This window comes from Rhizobium mongolense subsp. loessense, assembly GCF_900099775.1.
Classification (GTDB): domain Bacteria; phylum Pseudomonadota; class Alphaproteobacteria; order Rhizobiales; family Rhizobiaceae; genus Rhizobium; species Rhizobium loessense.
On the sequence record NZ_FMTM01000008.1, the window covers coordinates 303,211 to 323,690 of the forward strand.

Annotated in this window: 19 protein-coding genes and 1 tRNA gene; 13 read left to right on the forward strand and 7 right to left on the reverse strand. The window is 60.1% G+C overall.

All coding sequences use genetic code 11. The features are described from left to right. The first annotated feature begins 57 nt into the window (after nucleotides 1-57). On the forward strand, nucleotides 58-567 hold the full coding sequence (locus BLP23_RS24405; protein ID WP_092587313.1) for a DUF1203 domain-containing protein: 510 nt from the start codon (nucleotides 58-60) through the stop codon (nucleotides 565-567). Between the two features lie 16 nt (nucleotides 568-583). Here the strand turns inward: BLP23_RS24405 and ald are convergent, their stop codons facing one another. Next, entirely contained in the window at nucleotides 584-1,702 is a 1,119-nt protein-coding gene (gene ald, locus BLP23_RS24410) for an alanine dehydrogenase (protein ID WP_022718320.1), read from the reverse strand. Nucleotides 1,703-1,860: 158 nt separating this feature from the next. Between ald and BLP23_RS24415 the strand changes: the two genes are divergently transcribed. The 4 genes from BLP23_RS24415 (at nucleotide 1,861) to BLP23_RS24430 (ending at nucleotide 5,788) form a co-directional block, all read left to right on the forward strand. Beyond that, nucleotides 1,861-2,322, forward strand: coding sequence for an Lrp/AsnC family transcriptional regulator (locus BLP23_RS24415; RefSeq protein WP_022718321.1), 462 nt, complete (start codon nucleotides 1,861-1,863; stop codon nucleotides 2,320-2,322). Nucleotides 2,323-2,394: 72 nt separating this feature from the next. Further along, entirely contained in the window at nucleotides 2,395-3,276 is an 882-nt protein-coding gene (locus BLP23_RS24420; RefSeq protein WP_092587314.1) for a DMT family transporter, read from the forward strand. Nucleotides 3,277-3,367: 91 nt separating this feature from the next. Next, on the forward strand, nucleotides 3,368-3,700 hold the full coding sequence (locus BLP23_RS24425; protein WP_233426790.1) for a PilZ domain-containing protein: 333 nt from the start codon (nucleotides 3,368-3,370) through the stop codon (nucleotides 3,698-3,700). Nucleotides 3,701-3,799: 99 nt separating this feature from the next. Continuing rightward, on the forward strand, nucleotides 3,800-5,788 hold the full coding sequence (locus BLP23_RS24430) for a bifunctional 2',3'-cyclic-nucleotide 2'-phosphodiesterase/3'-nucleotidase (protein ID WP_092587316.1): 1,989 nt from the start codon (nucleotides 3,800-3,802) through the stop codon (nucleotides 5,786-5,788). Nucleotides 5,789-5,824: 36 nt separating this feature from the next. Here BLP23_RS24430 and BLP23_RS24435 read toward each other — a convergent pair whose 3' ends face one another. Then, the gene (locus tag BLP23_RS24435) at nucleotides 5,825-6,793 is read right to left on the reverse strand and encodes a LysR family transcriptional regulator (RefSeq protein ID WP_092587317.1); all 969 of its coding nucleotides are present in this window, start codon (nucleotides 6,791-6,793) and stop codon (nucleotides 5,825-5,827) included. Between the two features lie 140 nt (nucleotides 6,794-6,933). Here BLP23_RS24435 and BLP23_RS24440 point away from each other — a divergent pair, with 140 nt between their 5' ends. Further along, the gene (locus tag BLP23_RS24440) at nucleotides 6,934-7,548 is read left to right on the forward strand and encodes an FMN-dependent NADH-azoreductase (RefSeq protein ID WP_092587318.1); all 615 of its coding nucleotides are present in this window, start codon (nucleotides 6,934-6,936) and stop codon (nucleotides 7,546-7,548) included. Between the two features lie 486 nt (nucleotides 7,549-8,034). Here the strand turns inward: BLP23_RS24440 and BLP23_RS24445 are convergent, their stop codons facing one another. From BLP23_RS24445 to ilvA, 3 genes are all read right to left on the reverse strand, one after another. Continuing rightward, nucleotides 8,035-9,303: a GGDEF domain-containing protein gene (locus BLP23_RS24445; protein ID WP_092587319.1), complete on the reverse strand. Its 1,269-nt coding sequence runs from the start codon at nucleotides 9,301-9,303 to the stop codon at nucleotides 8,035-8,037. 138 nt (nucleotides 9,304-9,441) lie between these two features. Beyond that, nucleotides 9,442-9,768, reverse strand: a complete 327-nt coding sequence (locus BLP23_RS24450) for an HlyU family transcriptional regulator (RefSeq protein ID WP_022718328.1) — start codon at nucleotides 9,766-9,768, stop codon at nucleotides 9,442-9,444. A 37-nt stretch (nucleotides 9,769-9,805) separates the two neighbouring features. After that, nucleotides 9,806-11,062 (reverse strand): threonine ammonia-lyase, encoded by a 1,257-nt coding sequence (gene ilvA, locus BLP23_RS24455; protein WP_092587320.1) that lies wholly within the window; start codon nucleotides 11,060-11,062, stop codon nucleotides 9,806-9,808. A 165-nt stretch (nucleotides 11,063-11,227) separates the two neighbouring features. On the opposite strand from ilvA, the gene BLP23_RS24460 reads away from it, so the two are divergent. Further along, a complete protein-coding gene (locus tag BLP23_RS24460; RefSeq protein WP_092587321.1) occupies nucleotides 11,228-11,635 on the forward strand; it encodes a VanZ family protein in 408 nt (135 codons plus the stop codon). A 30-nt stretch (nucleotides 11,636-11,665) separates the two neighbouring features. Further along, nucleotides 11,666-11,750 (forward strand) — tRNA-Leu (locus tag BLP23_RS24465). A gap of 45 nt (nucleotides 11,751-11,795) precedes the next feature. On the opposite strand, the gene BLP23_RS24470 is transcribed toward BLP23_RS24465, so the two are convergent. Next, a complete protein-coding gene (locus tag BLP23_RS24470) occupies nucleotides 11,796-12,062 on the reverse strand; it encodes a hypothetical protein (RefSeq protein WP_092587322.1) in 267 nt (88 codons plus the stop codon). A gap of 117 nt (nucleotides 12,063-12,179) precedes the next feature. Further along, on the reverse strand, nucleotides 12,180-12,623 hold the full coding sequence (locus BLP23_RS35150) for a hypothetical protein (RefSeq protein WP_208603194.1): 444 nt from the start codon (nucleotides 12,621-12,623) through the stop codon (nucleotides 12,180-12,182). Between the two features lie 223 nt (nucleotides 12,624-12,846). On the opposite strand from BLP23_RS35150, the gene BLP23_RS24475 reads away from it, so the two are divergent. The 5 genes from BLP23_RS24475 (at nucleotide 12,847) to BLP23_RS24500 (ending at nucleotide 20,365) form a co-directional block, all read left to right on the forward strand. Continuing rightward, entirely contained in the window at nucleotides 12,847-13,623 is a 777-nt protein-coding gene (locus tag BLP23_RS24475; RefSeq protein ID WP_092587323.1) for a competence/damage-inducible protein A, read from the forward strand. A gap of 98 nt (nucleotides 13,624-13,721) precedes the next feature. Then, a complete protein-coding gene (locus BLP23_RS24480) occupies nucleotides 13,722-14,564 on the forward strand; it encodes a universal stress protein (protein ID WP_092587324.1) in 843 nt (280 codons plus the stop codon). A gap of 166 nt (nucleotides 14,565-14,730) precedes the next feature. Next, entirely contained in the window at nucleotides 14,731-15,225 is a 495-nt protein-coding gene (gene gpt / locus BLP23_RS24485; RefSeq protein ID WP_074061031.1) for a xanthine phosphoribosyltransferase, read from the forward strand. Between the two features lie 169 nt (nucleotides 15,226-15,394). Continuing rightward, entirely contained in the window at nucleotides 15,395-15,985 is a 591-nt protein-coding gene (locus BLP23_RS24490; RefSeq protein WP_092587325.1) for a hypothetical protein, read from the forward strand. Between the two features lie 582 nt (nucleotides 15,986-16,567). After that, nucleotides 16,568-20,365 (forward strand): vitamin B12-dependent ribonucleotide reductase, encoded by a 3,798-nt coding sequence (locus BLP23_RS24500; protein WP_092587363.1) that lies wholly within the window; start codon nucleotides 16,568-16,570, stop codon nucleotides 20,363-20,365. The last annotated feature ends 115 nt before the right edge of the window (nucleotides 20,366-20,480 follow it).

A 20,480-nucleotide genomic window follows, 5' to 3' on the forward strand; every position in this document is an offset into this window, starting at 1 on the left:
GGGTGGTTTCACCGGTTCGAAAAGCGCATTTCATGGCAATCACGAAGGAGATTTGCCATGCCAGCCATCCGTTTTTCCGCCATGCCGACCGCCGATGCCGAACACCTTTGGACCGGCGGGCGCGATGCCTATGACAATCTGCCGGAAACGATGGTTTCCGATGGACCGGGGCATCCCTGCCGTCATTGCCTGAAGAATATCGATGCCGGTGACTTGCTTCTTGTTTTCGCCTACCGCCCGTTTCCGGAATTGCAGCCCTATGCCGAGACCGGCCCGATCTTCCTGCACAAGAAACGGTGCCAGCGTTATGAAGCCGAGGAAGAGCTGCCGCCGGTGCTGACGACGAGCCGGGACTTTATCCTGCGCGGCTATGGCGAGAGCAATCGCATTGTCTACGGCACCGGGGCCGTCATCGCCACCGCCGATATTCCGGGTTATGCCGAAGAGTTGCTGAAGCGCCCGGAGATCGCATACGTGCATGTGCGCTCGGCGCGCAACAATTGCTTCCAGTGCCGGATCGACAAGCGAAAGGCGCCGGCCTTCTGCGAGCCCAGCGCCTTCATCTAACGCAGCGTGATGCAAATTACGCTACGTTCAATAAGCTTTCCGCTGCGTGGGCTTCATAACCCAACGCGTCGGCGACCGGCTTGTTGGTGATGCGGCCTCTGTGGACGTTGAGACCGTTGCGCAGATGCTTGTCCTCTGCAATGGCGCGCAGGCCGCGGTCTGCAAGCGCCAGGCCATGGACAAGCGTTGCGTTGTTCAGCGCATGCGCGGAAGTGACGGGAACCGCACCCGGCATGTTGGCGACGCAGTAGTGCACCACGCCTTCCACCTCGTAGGTGGGCTCGGAATGCGTCGTCGCATGCGAGGTTTCGAAGCAGCCGCCCTGGTCGATCGCGACATCGACGATGACTGAGCCCTTCTTCATGCCGGACAACATTTCGCGGGTGACGAGCTTTGGCGCGGCCGCACCAGGAATGAGCACGGCGCCGATGACGAGGTCGGCGGTGAAGACCTCTTCCTCCAGTGCCTGGATGCTGGAATAACGCGTGTGGATGCGCCCGCCGAAAATGTCGTCGAGCTGGCGCAGGCGCGGCAGCGACTTGTCGAGGATACTGACATCGGCGCCTAGGCCGGCTGCCATCTTGGCCGCATGCAGGCCAACAACGCCGCCGCCGATGATTGCGACCTTGGCCGGCAGCACGCCGGGAACGCCGCCGAGCAGGATGCCGAGGCCGCCATTGGCCTTTTGAAGCGCCGTGGCCCCCGCCTGGATCGACAGGCGTCCCGCGACTTCAGACATCGGGGCAAGCAGCGGCAGGCCGCCGCGCTCGTCGGTAACGGTTTCATAGGCGATCGCGGTGACGCCGGATGCGAGCAGGCCCTTGGTCTGCTCCGGATCGGGCGCGAGGTGGAGATAGGTATAGAGAAGCTGGCCGTCGCGAAGCTGCACCCATTCCGAGGGCTGCGGCTCCTTGACCTTCACGACCATGTCGCACTTCTCGAAGATATCCTTGGCCGAGGCGGCTATCCTCGCGCCAGCGGCGATATAGGAGGCGTCATCGGCACCGATGCCGGCGCCTGCCTTTGTCTCGACCCAGACATCATGGCCATGGGCGACATATTCACGAACCGAAGCAGGTGTCAGGCCGACACGATATTCATGATTCTTGATTTCCTTCGGGCAACCGACACGCATTCAGCGTTCCTCTCATTTTATGTCCGCTTCGGCGGAGCGTTATGGATGACCCGAATCCAACCACCGGACGCGCGAAATGTCCTTGCAAAGAGCATTTGCTTGAGAACTATTTTTCGAGGATTATTGCGGAAACAACCATATTTTCGAAGGTTCTTCGAATGTCTGAACTCGATACCATCGATCGTGCGATTCTGAAGGCGCTTCAGGCGAACGCCCGCATCACCAATGCCGATCTCGCGAACAAGGTGGGCCTTTCGGCGTCCGCCTGTTCCAGACGGCTCGACATTCTCGAGAAGAGCGGCGTCATCGGCGGCTATCACGCGCGCCTTTCACACAAGGCGCTGGACTACAAGATGATCGCCATCGTCCACATCTCGCTCTCCGGCCAGTTTGCGAAGACCCTTGCGGAATTCGAGGCGGCAGTGAAGCGCTGCCCGAACGTGCTCGTCTGCTATCTGATGTCGGGCGAGTACGACTACATTCTGCGCGTCGCCGCGCGCGACCTGGAAGACTACGAGCGCATACACCGCGACTGGCTCTCCGCCCTGCCCCACGTCGTCAAGATCAATTCCAGCTTCGCGCTCCGGGAAATCATCGACAGGCCGAATGTGGGGCTTTGAGGCCTTGCAAAGCGGCATGAATCCTGGCCTAGCTTCAATCGTATGCGGGCCTCTCCCGCCTTACGGCAAGGCATGAAATCCAAGACGCAAGGCTATATCTTCGTCCTTCTGGCGATCACCATCTTTTCCGTGCAGGATGGCATCTCGAAGCATCTGGCGAGCACCTATCCGCCGGTTTTCGTGACGATGATCCGCTACTGGGCCTTTGCAATTTTCACGATCCTGCTCGCGTCGAGAATGCGCGGCGGCCTGAAGGCGACCGTGCGTACGAACCGGCCCTTGCTTCAGGTCACGCGTGGCGTGCTGCTTGCCGCGCAGGTCGTGCTGGCGATCACCTGTTTCGCGATCATCGGACTTGCGCGCACCCAGGCGATCTTTGCCGGCACTCCGATCCTGATCGCCCTGCTTTCAGTGCCGCTGCTCGGCGAGCGCGTCGGGTGGCGCCGCTGGACGGCAATCTGCGCGGGGCTCGCCGGTGTCCTTTTGATCTTGAAGCCAGAAAGCGGCTTTTTTGATCCGAAACTTCTTCTTGCGGTCTTGGGCTGCTTCCTCTTTGCCTTCTACGTCATCGCTACCCGCCTCGTCAGCCGCGACGATTCGTCGATGACGAGCTTCTTTTATACGGGCGTCGCGGGCGGCATAACGATAACACTCATCGGTCCTTTCTACTGGACCCCGATGTCGGCCAGCGACTGGGGCTGGATGGCGCTTCTTTGCCTAACCGGCATCTCCAGTCACTATTTCCTGATCCGCGCCTATGACATGCTCGATGCCGCAGCCGTTCAACCGCTTACCTATCTGCAGCTCGTCTACGCCTCGATCATCGGCGTCGCCATCTTTGACGAAGCCCTGAGCCTCAACACGATCGCCGGCTCAGTGATCGTCGTCGCTGCCGGCATTTTCACCATCTGGCGTGAGCATGTGGTGGCACGCGGCGGCGGTGTGCGCAGGTAGAACCCATCTCTCGTAATTTAGCGATTTCTATCAAAGGATTTTCAATATTCTCGCGATACGCTACGCCAAGTATTCTATTGAGGGCTGCATAATGCGTAATCTGAATATCATTACTCGCAGGGCCGACCGCAAGTATTGCCGCATTTTCGGTAAGGTTCGCTATCTCAATAACGAAGTAGACGCTCGCATCCTTAATCTCTCGATAACGGGTGCTGCGGTGGAAATTCGAACGCCGCTTTATGCCGCATCGGGCAGCCGCGTACAAATCCTGGCGGAAGATCTTGGAACGCTGCACGGCATAATCCGGTGGAGCCACAATGGGCGTCTCGGTATCCAGTTCGACCCTAACTCCAACGCCAGGGCTCAGGTCGCATCCTACTTCCGTTTCTTCCACAAGGACGTGAAGCCGGTGTTAACGCGTTAACATCCAATACCGGTTTGTCATTTTCCGGATGCACTGGGGTGCAAATCATCCTAGGCTCGCCGCCGATTGAGCCATGCGTCATTTGCGAAGGATTGTTCAATGTCTTCCATTCTTGATTTGCACCCGATTACCCGCCGGTCATTGCTTGGCGGCATTGCCGCCACTTCGGCGCTTGTTCTGCTCCACCCCTTCACGGCGCGCGCGTCTGCCAATCAAGCGCATCTGCGGCTCATGGAAACCACCGACATCCATGTCAACGTTTTCCCATACGACTACTATGCCGACAAGCCGAACGACACGATGGGTCTGGCGCGCACCGCGACGATCATCGATAACATCCGCGCCGAAGCGGCAAACTCGCTCCTGATCGACAATGGTGACCTGCTGCAGGGCAATCCGATGGGCGATTACATGGCCTATCAGCACGGCATGAAGGATGGCGACGTCCACCCGGTCATCAAGGCGATGAACACGCTTGGCTATACTGTCGGCACGCTCGGAAACCACGAGTTCAACTACGGCCTCGATTTCATGTTCAAGGTGCTTGGCGGCGCGAATTTCCCGTTCGTCTGCGCCAATCTGACGAAGGGCCAGCTCGCCTCCGATCCGAAGAAGGACGATCTCTTCTTCAAGCCCTACGTGATCGTCGAAAAACAGATCAAGGACGGCGCAGGCAGCGAAAGCCCGGTCAAGATCGGCTTCATCGGCTTCGTGCCACCGCAGATCATGCTCTGGGACATCAAGAACCTCGAAGGCAAGGCGCAGACCCGCGACATCGTCGAGGCCGCCAGGGCCTGGGTTCCGGCGATGAAGGAGGAAGGTGCCGATATCGTCATCGCGCTTTCCCACTCCGGCATCGACGGCTCCGCCCCCTCCGAAAAAATGGAGAATGCCTCGGTGCATCTTGCCGCCGTGGACGGCATCGATGCAATCTTCACCGGCCATCAGCACCTTGTCTTCCCCGGTCCGAAGAGTTGGGACGGGATTGCCAACGCCGATCCGGTAAAAGGCACGTTGCATGGCAAGCCGACGGTCATGGCCGGTTTCTGGGGCTCGCATCTCGGCCTCATCGACCTGCTCCTGGAAAAGAACGGCAAGAGCTGGGCGATCGTCGATTTCACCGCCGAGGCCCGGCCGATCTATCACCGCGACGATAAGAAGAAGGTCGTCGCCGACGTGGGCGACAAGAAGGACGTGATCGAAGCCGCAAAGGCCGAGCATGAGGCGACGCTCGCCTATGTCCGCACCCCGGTCGGCAAGACGTCGGCGCCGCTCTATTCATACTTCGCCCTCGTTGCCGACGATCCCTCCGTGCAGATCGTCAGCCAGGCGCAGACCTGGTACATCAAGCAGATGCTGGCTGACACCGAATTTAAGGATCTGCCCGTCCTTTCTGCCGCTGCTCCTTTCAAGGCAGGCGGCCGCGGCGGCGCGGATTACTATACCGACGTTCCGGCGGGCGATGTCGCGATCAAGAACGTCGCCGACCTCTATCTCTATCCGAACACCGTGCAGGCAGTGGTCATAACCGGCGAGCAGGTAAAGAACTGGCTGGAAATGTCGGCCGGCATGTTCAACGAGGTGAAGCCCGGCGCAACGGATGCGGAATTGCTCAACGGTGATTTTCCGTCCTACAACTTCGATGTCATCGACGGTGTGACCTACCAGATCGACCTTTCGCAGCCGCGCAAATACGACAATGACGGCAAGGCGATCAATGAAACCTCTAACCGCATCCAGAATCTGCAGTTCGACGGCAAGCCGATCGACCTTACGCAGAAGTTCGTCGTGGTCACTAACAACTACCGTGCCGGCGGCGGCGGCAAGTTCCCGGAGATCGCAGCCGACAAGGTCGTCTTCCAGGCTCCGGACACCAACCGCGACGTGATCGTCCGCTTCGTTCATGAACAGGGCACGATCAATCCGTCCGCCGACGGCAACTGGACCTTCAAGCCGCTGGCGGGCACGAGCGCCGTCTTCCAGAGCGGGCCGAAGGCCAAGCGATTCCTGGCAGACGTCAAGAGCGTCAAGCTGGAGGATGCCGGCGAAGGCGCGGACGGATTTGCAAAGTTCAGGCTGGTCCTCTAGCCGATGTGAAAGCCGGGCGAGGCGGCAGCGCCTCGCCTATTCCGCTGCAAGCGGCAATTCCGGTCCGCGAATCTCGTTCAGCGCCGCCGTGAAATCGGCGTGGTTGGGGCATTGGGACAGCCTGGTGCGGAATGCATCGATCATCCACGCCGCAGCTGGGCCTGGCGGATTGGCAAGGCGGCGCATGGCATAGATCGGATACTCGCCTTGCTCATAGGCCTCAAGGTCGAGATGAACGAGTGCGCCGCTCATCAGGTCGTCACGGATTATCGATGCCGGCAGGCCGCCCCAGCCGAGGCCGCCGCGGATCAACGCGTGCTTGGTCGCGATGTCGCTGACACGCCAGGTCTTGTAGGAAAGCACGTTGAAATCGCGGCCTTTCGTCAGCCCGGACGCATCGGTGACGACGAGCTGTACTTCCTCGCGCACATCGCCAAGCGTCAACGGCCGACCTATCTGCGCTAACGGATGATTGCGCGAGGCCACCGGCATCATGAAGGAATGGCCGATCTTTTCCATCAGCATCGAGTCGTCCGGCTTCAGAACGGCTCCGCCGATGCCGATCGTCGCCTTGCCGCTCAGGACGGTCTCCATGACCATGCCAAGCTCGCCGACCGTGAGACTGAGCGCAACGGACGGAAATTGCTCACGGAATTCCCGCAGCACGTCCACCGTTGCCGGAGATGGCACCATGACACTGATCGCCACAGAGACCTCCGCTTCCAATCCTTCCTTCAGCCCTTTGACGCGGGCGCGCATCACCTGCAGATCGGTCAGCAGGCGGCGCGCATCTTCGAGCATGGCCTTGCCCGCATCCGTGAGCTTCGGCTGACGGGCGCCGGAACGCTCAAAAAGCGGCATCTCGAGCTGTGCCTCGAGGTTCGCGATCGTGTAGCTGATCACCGACTGCGCGCGGTTGAGCGCGCGCGAAGCGGCGGAGAAGCTGCCGGTTTCTGCCACGGTAAGGAACACCTGCAACTGATCCAATGTCGGGTTGGGAAGCATCTTCCATCCAATCTATCGATGATTTCGATCGACATTATCCCAGTTTTTTCGATAGGCGGCCAGTCCTATTTTTCCAGTGAAGGCGGCTCGAACCTCCCAAGCGAGCTCGCAGCACCCCCAATTCGAGAGGAAATTCTATTATGTCGTCCATCCTGCTCCTGACATCCAGCCCGCGCGCTGAATCGCTTTCGACCACCATTGCCACCGATCTTGCCGGCAAGCTTCAGGCCCAGAAGCCGGGCAGCGTCATCGTCCGCCGCGACCTCGCCGCCAACCCCCTTCCGCACATCGATGACCTGTTTACCGCCGCAATCCGCAAGCCTGCCGAAGACCGCACGGCGCAGGAAGCCGAAGCCGTGAAGACCTCCGACGCGCTCATCGACGAGTTGCTCGCCGCCGACACCATCGTCATCGGCACTGGTCTCATCAACTTCAATATCTATTCGTCGCTGAAGACCTGGATCGACAACGTCGCGCGCGCCGGCCGCACCTTCAAGTACACCGAAAGCGGCCCGGTCGGACTTGCAACCGGCAAGAAGGTCTATGTCGTGCTCGCCTCTGGCGGCGTCTACTCGCAGGGTCCTGCCGCTGGCATGAACCATGCCGTTCCGTATCTGAAGTCCGTTCTGGGCTTCCTCGGCATCACCGACATCGAAACCATCTATGTCGAAGGCCTCGCCTTCGGTCCGGAAGCTGCGGAAAAGGCGATCGGCGCCGCCAAGGCCCGTGCCGAAGAGATCGCTCTCGCCGCCTAAACGCTTAACGAAGCGGCCGGCTCTGTCCGGCCGTTTTTTGTTCCCCTGCGCCATACCCAGCGCGTCTGAGCTTGATATCCTGTCCGGAATACCTTTTCCGGCCGATTGCGGACGTTGTAGTTGCTAGGTTTGAATGACGCGCGGAATAGCGCGTTGGCAGCCCTCGTCACCACTGATTGGGCGGTGTCAATCAAGCCCCTCCCGTGCTTTCACTTTCCCGTTGGGTCCGCCTGATGAAGCGAGCATGAGGAAGTCGCTGGCGGGCCGCCGGGCGCGCGTGTCCGGACTCCTCTCTTGAACCGTCGGGTGTCTAAGCCGAAGCAAGGTTCCAATGGGCGGCGCAACGGGCCGATAGGCACTGCCAGGCCAGCACTGCAGACAAAGAACAGCCCTTCGAGCGCAATCCGGAAGTAACGTTCTGCCGCTCATGGCCCCATTGCATTCGTCGCATGTCGGGGCGAGCAGGCTCCGGAACCAAGCGTCAGATCAGCTGACTTTGACCAGGCCCGTACGACCGAAGACGCAATTCCGGCCATTCTTCTTCGCCTGGTAGAGCCGGTCATCTGCAGTTGAGAGTACGGTCATGAAGCTCACGCCATCTTCGTCGGCGGTCGCAACGCCGATGCTGACGGTGACGGGTCTTGCATCTGGTGTCCTGACGCTCGTCGCGATCGTCCATCGGAGCCGTTCTGCGACCAACAAGCCCTCCTCATGGTCCGTGCCCGGGCAGATTGCAACGAATTCTTCGCCTCCAAAGCGGAACACCCTGTCTGCAGAACGCAGGATCATCACCAGCCGGGCGGCGATCGACTTCAGCACCTGATCACCCTGCAGGTGGCCGAAGTTGTCGTTAACGTCCTTGAAGTGGTCGGCATCAATGATGATGACGGTTGTGAACTGCCCTTGCCGCAGGGCTTCCCGCATCATGACCGGTGCTTCGAACTCCATACGCGAGCGGTCGTAGACGCCCGTCAGAATGTCCCGGCCCGTCCGCTCCAGAAGATCGTTGTACCGCTCGCGGAATGTCAGGTCCCCGAACAGATCGGTTAGGGAGCGTGCTGCCGCCGGAACGCCGTTTCGATGAATATAAAGCCGGTAGAAGGCAAAGAGCGCGGTGTAGATGCAGACCGCGAACATCTTTGCCCTCCAGCCGTCCCAGAAGGCTGCAAGCGGTACGTCGAGAAAATAGTGCAAGGCGCCGAAGAAGCCGATCTGGTCGAAGGTCAGAAGTGCGAAGCCGCACAGCATGAAACGAAGGATCACCTTGCGCTTCATCCAATGACCAAGGCGTTCGTAAAGCAAAATGATACCGAGCGCATCGAGGTAGAGCAGCGCCGTACCCCAGACCATCAGCCAGCCGATCTCCTTCAGGAAGCTGAAATCGGCGGCGTTGCCGGGTGAAATCTCGACGGTTTCATGCAGCTGCAGGACCCACGCGATCGCGACGGTCAGGAGATTGCCGAGGAACAGGCCGTAGATCGGCTGGCGAACCGTCGAAGCATCCTCCTCCAGGTAGAGCATCAGGATCATCATCAGCTTGCCGGCGAAGAAGACCGACGATCCGGGCGAGGCGACGCCGAAAGGTAGCGACACGTAGAATACGGCGGCGAGATAGGTTTCCATGAAATGCATGACGCCGAGCGCCGTCATGAAAACGCCAAGGCCCAGCCTGTGGCGGAAATGCAGCAGGCTCACCATCAGCGCGAAGTAGCCAACGGCTTCCACCACAATGAGACCGAGATTGACAATTGCCATCGCGCTTTCCGCTCTCCAACCGCTCCTTCATAGCGCGATACGGTTAAGAAACGGTCGCATGACGTCAGTGTAACCGGTGGCCGCCCTGTATGGCTGCAGCCGCAAAGCCGCCCAGCGAAGGCGATGGGAAGTGAGCGGCTAGACCTGCCGCTCCTTTGCGCCGTCGCCGAAAAGCGAGGGGCCGTGCTGATCGATGATCTGGTGCGCTTTGCGCACCGTGCATTCGATCGCATCGTCCGAAGAGGAGAACATGTCGGCGCGAATGAAATTGCGCACCAGGACCTCGCCGCCGACCGTCTTTTCGATGCGGCCTGCCAGGCGGAACTGGCCGCCTTCCTTGCGCGGCTCAGCGTAGATAGTGCAATCGGCGTAAAGCTGCGGCTCGCCCTTCGGGCCTGCGCTCGCCTCGGCGGATTTGCCGCCACCGGAAAACATCGAGAAAATGCTGGAAAAGATCGAAGCCATGTTCCGCCTTTAACACGAGCCGCTCGCGCCCGCAAAGTCAAATGATGAGGTTGGCGAGGATGTCGTTCTCGGTGATGTCCTCGAAGCCCATGCCGGCCTCTTCGAAATTCGAAATCAAGGTGGCGAAGTTCTCCGGCGCCTTGGTTTCGATGCCGATCAGGACAGAGCCGAAGTTGCGCGCCGTCTTCTTCAGGTATTCGAAACGGGCGATGTCGTCGTCAGGCCCCAAAAGATTGAGGAAATCGCGAAGCGCCCCGGGGCGCTGCGGCAGCCGCAGGATGAAGTATTTCTTGAGCCCGGCGTACCGCATCGCGCGCTCTTTGACGTCGGGCAGCCGTTCGAAGTCGAAATTGCCGCCGGAGACGACGGCGACGATCGTCTTGCCCTGAATGGTCTGCGGATCCATCGTCGCGATCGCCGTCAAAGACAAAGCGCCCGCCGGCTCCAGCACGACGCCCTCGACATTGAGCATTTCCGAGATCGTAACGCAGATGGCGTTCTCCGGCATCAGCATGACCTGCTCGGCTGCAAAGCCTTTGAGCGCTGAAAAATTCAGGTCGCCGATGCGGGCAACGGCCGCGCCGTCGACAAAATTGTCGACCTTGGAAAGCGTCACCACTTCGCCGGCCTCGATGCTGCGTTTCAGACTCGGCGCGCCTGCCGGCTCGGTGAAGACAAAGGCGGAATTCGGGACCGAGCCCTTGAGATATCCCGTGATGCCCGCAGCAAGCCCGCCGCCACCGACCGGCAGGACCAGCATGTCCGGCACCCTACCCTCCGGCAGCTGCTGCATGATTTCGGCTGCGACCGTTGCCTGCCCCTCGATGATGTCCGCATGGTCGAAGGGCGGCACCATGACGCCTCCGGCCGCCTCCGCATGGTCGCGGGCAGCCTGATAGCATTGATCGAAGAAATCGCCGTAGAGCTTGATGGTGATGAATTCGGCGCCGAACATGCGCGTCTTGTCGATCTTCTGCTGAGGCGTCGTCACCGGCATGAAGACCACGCCCTGAACGCCGAAATGGCGGCAGACATATGCAAAGCCCTGCGCATGGTTACCCGCCGATGCGCAGACGAAGAGGCGCTCGCCGTTCCCTTCGGCAATCGCTTTGCGGAGGAAATTAAAGGCGCCGCGGATCTTGTAAGAACGGACGGGCGACAGATCCTCCCGCTTCAGCCAGATTTCGGCACCGTAGCGCGCCGAAAGATGGTCGTTGAGCTGCAGCGGCGTTGCCGGAAAGAGGCTGCGCAGCGCCTCTTCCGCGCGATCTACATCCTGTCTTGTGACGGTCATCGGTCCATTCCTGTCTCAAGACTTCGCTATGGCACAGGTCGGCTGGCAAAAGAAGTCCGTTTAACGCCGTACGGTTCGCTCTGCGAAAAGCTTCCGTCATCGCGCTTGGCGAATTGCTGCAGCTCCCCCCGTGCGTTCGCTTTGCAATGCTGCTAACGTGACGGGATGATCACATCCCGTTTTATCCGACCGCTCGCCTGGCTGCTGCTTGCCGCCATCATTTTCGTCACCATTTCACCGATCGGCCTCAGGCCGCATACGATGACCAGCGTCAACGCCGACCGCGCGCTTGCCTATGCCGTCACCGGCTTCGTTTTCGCGCTCGGCTATCCCAAGCAGTGGAAGCTCGTCGCACTGCTGCTGATCTTCGGCGCACTCGCCATCGAGTTCCTGCAATATCTGTCGCCGACACGTCATGCACGCCTGCACGACGCGGTCATCAAGGCAGCCGGCGCCATGCTCGGCTTTCTTACCGGCCGCGCTGCCTACCGGCGCGGGCAGATGAAGCAGAGGATAGAGGCCCTTCCCGCTCCTAAGCCGCAAACCGGTGCCGCCGCCGGTGCTCTTGACTGAATCGCTCCGGTCGTTAATTGAGGATCGCGCGCGGGCGTGGCGAAACTGGTAGACGCAAGGGACTTAAAATCCCTCGGAGCAATCCTTACGGGTTCGATCCCCGTCGCCCGCACCAGCACGCAGCCGTCACGTGACGTTTTTGCGACGCCGGGCCGTTCACTCACCATTCCATCCGAGGGAAGTGCCAGTAGTCGGAGCCGGTTCGGCGGGAGATAAGTTTTAGCGTTCCATCCGGCTGAACCACGTATCTTTCGTAGACCCGATATCCGAACTTGTCCGGAAACTCGTGCTTGACGGTGTAGCCCGCTCGCGCGGGAACGTGGACGACTCTGCCATAGGTGAGGCTGCCGCGGATGGGCTCCGGCGGTGCCGTGTTACATCCGGGAAGGGCAAGAGGAACCAGCAGGGAAGCGATAACAGCGCGCATCAACATCTCCCGTCCCATTGGCACATAGGGCGATTGCAGGCCGCACAATCGCGGGGAAACAACTATGCGCCTAGTGGTCTCGCCCCACCATCTTTATCAATCCCAATAAATATGATTTTATGCGGGCGTCTGAAAGGCGGCAGGGCTCGAAGGCGCCTTTGCAGATGCACGAGTTACAGTGCCACGATGCGTGTAAGCTTGTCTTGTGGGAGTAAGACGATGGTTTACGATTGGAGTGGAGAAAGGGCGCGGCGTCTCAAGTTTTACAAAACAGCTGCTGCGTGTTTGTTCGGGAGCATGCTTGCAGGGACCATGTTGCTGGTCATAGCCCTGCAGTTTCACGGGTAGTGGCCGGCTTTGGCGCCGCGTGACTGGTGCTTCGGTTAAAATCAACAGGAAATGCACGAAGGCCCCCTCTTGCGGCCAAGCGACGGAGCAGGTGATGAGCCGCGCCACGATGATCACATTGTAGTCGGCAAGTTCGGCGACGGTTGCGATCGGAGCTTTCTCTTCGCGAGCTAGGTCCGGAACGCGCTTTACAGTGACTTCGACGCCCGCCATGGCGAACTCCGCTGCGGCACGGGTTTGAACGGTTGACCGGCCGAAGTTCGATCAGGGCGCTTCCGTGAGCATTACCTGACTGCGCACAACTTAGCGTTCAATGCATGTAGACGAAAATTCGTTTGCCGTTTCCATTTCGCCTTCTGCCGCGACCGGGTGCCGCCATTTGCAAGCCGGGAAAACGGCGCTACCTATAGCAGAGCCCCATCATCGGATATCTCTCATGACTACTGAAACCGTCATCACCGCCGCCATGCTCGCAATCGGCGATGAGCTTCTGTCCGGCCGGACCAAGGACAAGAACATTGGCCATCTGGCGGATATGCTTCAGCTTTCGGGCATCGATCTCAAGGAGGTGCGGATCGTCGCCGATGACGAGGATGCGATCGTCGATGCTCTGAACGCCCTTCGCGGCAAGTATGACTACGTCTTCACCTCGGGCGGCATCGGCCCGACGCATGACGATATCACCGCGGACGCAGTCTCGAAGGCTTTTGGCGTTCCCTGCGACCATGATGCAGCCGCCATGACACTGCTCGGTGACATGTACAAGCGCCGCGAGATGGAATTCACCGAAGCGCGCAAGCGCATGGCGCGCATGCCGCGCGGGGCGGCACACATCGCCAATCCGGTGTCGACTGCGCCCGGTTTCATCATCAGCAATGTCTACGTGATGGCGGGCGTGCCGCAGGTGTTCCAGGCCATGGTCGACAATGTGCTGCCGACGCTTCGCACCGGGCAGCGCGTGCTGTCGCTGGCGATTGCCTGCCCCTATGCCGAAGGCGATATCGGCATGCTGCTCGCCGCCATCCAGAAGGCGCACCCGGACACCAGCATCGGCTCCTATCCGCGCTATGTCGGCCAGAAATTCTCGACGGAGATCGTCGTGCGCGGCCGGTCGCAGGCGGCTGTCCATGCAGCGGGCGCTGAGGTTCACGCCATGATCGAGGACATTCGTAGGACCAAGGAGATTGACGAAAACCGGTCCGCCGAAGCTTAGAGCAGCAACACACCGCCCCTCAAGCAACCAAGGAACCGTTCCACCAACAACGCATTTCCTGCTTACGAAACCATTTTCAGCCGCCGAGGAGAATTGAGATGCCTTACAAGACCATACTCGCCATTCTCGATACGGCCGACAACAGCCGTGCAGTCTCCGATTTTGCCTTTGCGCTTGCCGCCGAAAACGACGCCCATGTCATCGGTCTCCACGCCGAAAACATCTCGGCCGTGCCGCTGGTCGCTCCAATGGAAATTCCCGATCCGGTCGCCGTTCAGGCGCTGCAGGACATGGCGCATTCCGAGACCATGGAAGTGGAGCGCATCTTCCGTCAGAAAGCCGAAGCGTCCGGCGCATCGTTCGAATGGCGCAGCTTCGCCACCTCGGCGGGCTACGGCTCGGCGCCGCTGATCGAGAGCGCCCGCAGCGCGGACCTCTTGATCGCCTCGCAAGCGGATCCTTCCAAGCCATCTGACAGTGAGGTGGATATCGACAGCTTTCTTTTCGAAAGCGGTCGTCCGGTCCTGATGATCCCCTATATCTTGCGGCAACCGAAAGCGATCAAACGCGTAATGATTGCCTGGAACGGCTCGAAGGAAGCCGCGCGCGCGACATTCGATGCCATGCCAATCCTGAAGGCTGCCGACGAAGTCGAGGTCTTCTCCGTCGATCCGGTGGATTCGGCGATGCAGACGGCAGGCCTGGCGGGAGCGGAAATCGCTGCCACACTTTCCCGCCACGGCGTAAAGGCGACGCTTGCCGTCGCGGAAGGCACGCACAAGAGCGCCTCGAACGTCATCGAAAACCGCCTCTCCGACAGCAGCATCGATCTCCTGGTAATGGGCGCCTACACCCATTCGCGCCTCTGGCAGATGATCTTCGGCGGTACGACGAAGTCTCTCTTGCAGTCGATGACGGCGCTCACCCTCCTCTCTCGTTGACGAAGCACCGGCGGGACTTGCGTTTTACCCGCAAATCCCGCTAATTGCGGCAACCGGTGACGGCTCCGGAACTTCGTTTCGCGCGGGTTGGCCCTGCGCGATTTGCGTTTGACGGATTGCGCTTGGTCGCCGGTGGGTTTTCCATGTCATGCCGCGGAGCAGTTCGATGTCTTTTCCCGATAAAGCCTTTCCCGTTTCCTGGGATCAGTTCCATCGCGACGCCCGCGCGCTCGCCTGGCGCATCGCCGGCCTCAACAAGGAATTCAAGGGCATTGTCTGCATCACCCGCGGCGGTCTGGTTCCTGCGGCAATCATCTGCCGCGAACTCGACATCCGCCTGATCGAAACGGTCTGCGTCGCTTCTTATCATGACTATGTGAACCAGGGGGATATGGTGGTGCTGAAGGGCATTGCGCCGGAACTCAAGGAAAATGGCGGCGAAGGTATCCTCGTCATCGACGACCTCACCGATACCGGCAAGACGGCGGTGCAAGTGCGCGCCATGCTGCCCAAGGCGCATTTTGCCTGCGTCTATGCAAAGCCGCTCGGCGTGCCGACGGTCGACACCTTCGTCACGGAGGTCAGCCAGGACACCTGGATCTACTTCCCCTGGGACATGGGCTTCACCTATCAGGAGCCGATCGCCAAGGGTCCGCGCTGACAGCGCCTGGCCATTCTGGGACGAATAAACCCCACACGGAATTGTCATCTTAGTAATACTGCAGATGTATGATGCGAGCCTGGCCTGCACGCGCGCATCTGAGCCCCGTGCCATGGGCCGGGTCGCGGATCGCGCGAGGGCAAAAAGGCGCGGAGCAAGGAAGAGGGGAATGGTATACCGGGGTTGGGTTAGAGCGGTCGTCGCTTCAGGGCTGGCGATCCCCTCTTTGTTGCCCGTGCCGGCCTTTGCCGAACCCGCTTATGTCGCCGTCGTCCGCGAATATGTGGATACCGTCGTCCGGCCGATGGTCAGCACGCCGATGGTTCTCGCGGCGATCAGAGAGCAGAACGCCAAATTGAGTGACGTCAGCAGCACGGATATCCAGGTCCTTGATTCGACCTACCGATCCGAAGTGGAAACCGGCGCCCTGCAGATGGTGTCCGCCATTCTATCCACCCCCGTTTCGCGCTACCTGAAGGAAAAACAGGATGCGTCGCAGGGCGTTATCGTCGAGTTCTTCATTACCGACAGGAATGGGCTCAATGTCGGCGAGAGCAGAGTGACGACGGATTTCTGGCAGGCCGACGAAAACAAGTATCTGCAGACCTTCGCGCGCGATTCGGACGAGACTTTCGTCGATCGCGCCGAGCGTGACGAAACCACGCAGATCCTCGAGGCGCAGGCCAGTTTCACCATCCGCGACGAGGCTGGAGCGGCGATCGGCATTGCCACCGTTACCGTCGCGCTCGATGCGATGTGAGGCCTCCCGAATCGGGATGCCGATCCGGGCCGAAAATGCCATCCTTAGATTTGGATTCGGCTAACTTTTTCTTTTCGTCCTCGCTTTTCAGGTGCCTGAAGCCCGCAAAGCCCTGAAATTCAAGGCCTCCAGGCTTTTCCCCAGTCTTCACAGGGCCGTCCACAATATGTTGTGGTGAACGCTTCGTTAAAAACCACCCCTTGACGGAATCGCCCATTTCTCACTTAATGGTTTCCGATGTTGCGGCGGCAGCTGGACCGGGTTTAACGAGGCCGGTTCTCTTCAAAATTCGAGCGTGGAATCAGGGTGTTGCATTCATGATGGATGGCAGCCGTGAGGGGACTTCTGCGCGATTTTTGACCTCCAAAAAAGTGACATCCGGGGCTGGCGATAACAAGCTGTTAATACTATATTTAGTGTTTGCAGCCACCATCACCACAAGATACAGGAAAGACATCTCCGGATGACACTCCTGTGACGGTACGGAAACGAGAACTGGCTGCGCATCTTCCGGCGCTGCCGGATGAGGAAACTTGCGCCCTGGTCAACGGGGATGGGGCGCGCAAAGAGAGGTGCAAGGACATGCGCATAGAACGCCGTTTCACAAAGGCAGGCCAGAGCGCTTACGCGGACATCGAATTTCGCAAGGCGACGAGCGAGATCAAGAACCCCGACGGTTCGATCGTCTTCCGCCTTGAGAACATCGACGTTCCCGCGCAGTTCTCCCAGGTCGCGGCCGACATCCTTGCCCAGAAATATTTCCGCAAGGCGGGCGTTCCGGCAAAGCTGAAGAAGGTCGAGGAAAACGACGTTCCCTCCTTCCTGTGGCGTTCGGTTGCCGATGAGGCAGCCCTCAAGGAGCTGCCGAAGGACCAGCAGTACGGCTCGGAAATCGATGCGCGCCAGGTCTTCGACCGTCTGGCCGGCACCTGGACCTACTGGGGCTGGAAGGGCGGCTACTTCTCGTCGGAGGAAGATGCCTCTGCCTTTCGCGACGAACTCGCATACATGCTCGCCACCCAACGCGTCGCCCCGAACTCCCCGCAGTGGTTCAACACCGGTATGCACTGGGCCTACGGCATTGACGGCCCCGGCCAGGGCCACTTCTATGTCGACCCCTTCACCGGCAAGCTGACGAAGTCCAAGTCGGCCTACGAGCATCCCCAGCCGCATGCCTGCTTCATCCAGTCGGTCGAGGACGATCTCGTCAACGAAGGCGGTATCATGGACCTCTGGGTTCGCGAGGCCCGCCTCTTCAAGTACGGCTCCGGCACCGGTTCCAACTTCTCATATCTGCGCGGCGAAGGCGAAAAGCTTTCCGGCGGCGGCCGCTCCTCCGGCCTGATGAGCTTCCTGAAGATCGGCGACCGTGCAGCAGGCGCCATCAAGTCGGGCGGCACGACGCGCCGTGCGGCCAAGATGGTCGTCGTCGACATCGATCATCCGGATATCGAGGAATACATCAACTGGAAGGTCAAGGAAGAGCAGAAGGTTGCAGCCCTCGTCACCGGTTCGAAGATCGTCGCCAAGCACCTGAAGGCGATCATGAAGGCCTGCTTCAATTGCGAAGGCGGCGCCGATGCGGATTGCTTCGACCCGACCAAGAACCCTGCCCTCAAGCGCGAAATCCGCGCCGCCAAGAAGGATCAGGTTCCGGAAAACTATGTGAGCCGCGTCATCCAGTTCGCCCGCCAGGGCTACAAGGACATGGAGTTCAAGACCTATGACACGGACTGGGATAGTGAAGCCTACCTCACCGTCTCCGGACAGAACTCCAACAACTCGGTCTCGATCCGCGACGACTTCCTGCGCGCCGTCGAAGCCGATGGCGACTGGAACCTGACGGCCCGTAAGGACGGCAAGGTCATGAAGACGCTGAAGGCCCGCGACCTCTGGGAGACGATCTCCTACGCCGCCTGGGCATCGGCCGATCCGGGCCTGCACTTCAACACCACGATGAACGACTGGCACACCAGCCCAGCCGCCGGTCCGATCCGCGCCTCCAACCCGTGCTCCGAATACATGTTCCTCGACGACACGGCCTGCAACCTTGCCTCGCTGAACCTCATGCAGTTCAAGGATGCGGCTACAAAGCGCATCAACATCGCCGATTACGAGCATGCCGTGCGTCTGTGGAGCGTGGTGCTCGAAATTTCCGTCATGATGGCGCAGTTTCCGTCGCGCCGCATTGCCGAGCTCTCCTACGAATATCGCACGATCGGTCTCGGCTATGCCAATATTGGCGGGCTGCTGATGTCGTCCGGCATTCCTTATGACAGCGACGAAGCCCGCGCCATCGCAGGCTCCCTGACGGCGATCATGACCGGCATTTCCTATGCCACTTCGGCGGAAATGGCCGCTGAACTCGGCCCGTTCCCGATGTTTGCGCCTAACCGCGAGAACATGCTGCGCGTCATCCGCAACCACCGCCGCGCCGCCTATGGTGAGACGGCCGGCTATGAAGGCCTGTCGATCAACCCGGTCGCTCTCATCCACGCCGAAAACCCGGACCAGGATCTCGCCGCGCACGCCAAGAGCGCTTGGGACAAGGCACTGGAACTCGGCGAAAAGCACGGCTACCGCAATGCCCAGGCAACCGTGATTGCGCCGACCGGCACGATCGGCCTCGTCATGGATTGCGACACGACCGGCATCGAGCCCGACTTCGCGCTCGTCAAGTTCAAAAAGCTTGCCGGCGGCGGTTACTTCAAGATCATCAACCGTGCCGTACCAGAAGCGCTGCGCACGCTCGGCTATTCCGAAAGCCAGATTGCCGAGATCGAAGCCTATGCCGTCGGCCACGGCAATCTGAACCAGGCGCCCGCCATCAACCCTTCGACGCTGAAGGCCAAGGGCTTTACCGACGAGAAGGTCGAGGCCGTCAACGCGGCGCTGAAGTCCGCCTTCGACATCAAGTTCGTCTTCAACCAGTGGACGCTTGGGCTCGACTTCCTGAAGGGCACGCTGAAGGTCTCCGACGAGCAGCTTGCCGACATGAGCTTCAACCTGCTCGACCACATGGGCTTCTCGAAGAAGGATATCGAGGCCGCGAACATCCACGTCTGCGGTGCCATGACGCTGGAAGGCGCGCCCTTCCTCAAGAACGAACACCTCGCCGTCTTCGATTGCGCCAATCCGTGCGGCAAGATCGGCAAGCGCTATCTCTCGGTCGAAAGCCATATCCGCATGATGGCGGCTGCCCAACCCTTCATCTCGGGTGCGATCTCCAAGACGATCAACATGCCGAACGATGCGACGGTCGACGATTGCAAGAGCGCCTATATGCTCTCCTGGAAGCTCGGGCTGAAGGCTAACGCGCTTTACCGCGACGGCTCCAAGCTGTCGCAGCCGCTGAACGCTTCGCTGATCGAGGACGAAGGCGAGGAGGACGCGCTGGAGGAACTGCTTGCCCAGCCAGCAGCCGCCCAGGCCGTCACCGTCACCGAGAAGATCATCGAGCGGGTGATCGAGAAGGTCGTGCGCAGCCAGGAAAAGCTGCCGGGCCGTCGAAAGGGCTACACGCAGAAGGCAAAGATCGGCGGTCACACGATCTTCCTGCGCACCGGCGAATATGACGACGGCCGCCTCGGCGAGATCTTCCTCGACATGAACAAGGAAGGTTCGGCCCTTCGTGCGTTCATCAACAACTTCGCGATCTCGGTCTCGCTCGGCCTGCAATACGGCGTGCCGCTCGAGGAATATGTCGATGCATTCACCTTCACGAAGTTCGAGCCGGCGGGCATCGTCACCGGCAACGACGCGATCAAGAATGCGACGTCGATCCTCGACTACGTGTTCCGCGAACTCGCCATCTCCTATCTCGGCCGCCACGATCTCGCGCATGTCGATACGTCCGACTTCAACAACACGGCACTCGGCCGCGGTGTGTCGGAAGGCAAGGCGGACGTCGTCTCCAAGGGCCTGACACGCGGCTATAAGCCGACGCTGGTTTCCGGAAACTCGACCGAGCGCTCGGCATCGGAGATCAAGGGTGCTGCAACCGCCGCCCCTGTCCGCGCCTCCTCGGGCGCGACGATCACGGCGATTGCCGGCAACACCGTGCGCAAGCTCGAAACCGTCGCTGCCTCCTCCGAAGTCGTCGCCTTCAAGCGCGATTACGAGGAACGGGCCAAGGAACTGGCGGAGGAAATCGTCGAAGAGATCGCTGAGGAATCCAGCACGCTCTTCACCGACGCCGCCGCTGCCGACGCAGCCTCTGCCAAGTCCGAAGCCAAGAAGGTCGAAGCCGAACGCCGCGCCCGCTCCATCATGCAGGGTTACACGGGCAACATGTGCACCGAGTGCCAGAACTTCACGATGGTGCGAAATGGGACCTGCGAGAAGTGCGATACGTGTGGCGCGACGAGCGGATGCAGCTGATTTCTGGGAATATCTAAACGTTGTAGCGCGACACGAACTTTGTCATCTCGACGTGAAACAGGTCGGAAGTGTTTCACGTAGCTAGCGAAGAGACATTTTCCGGGCGGCATCTGCT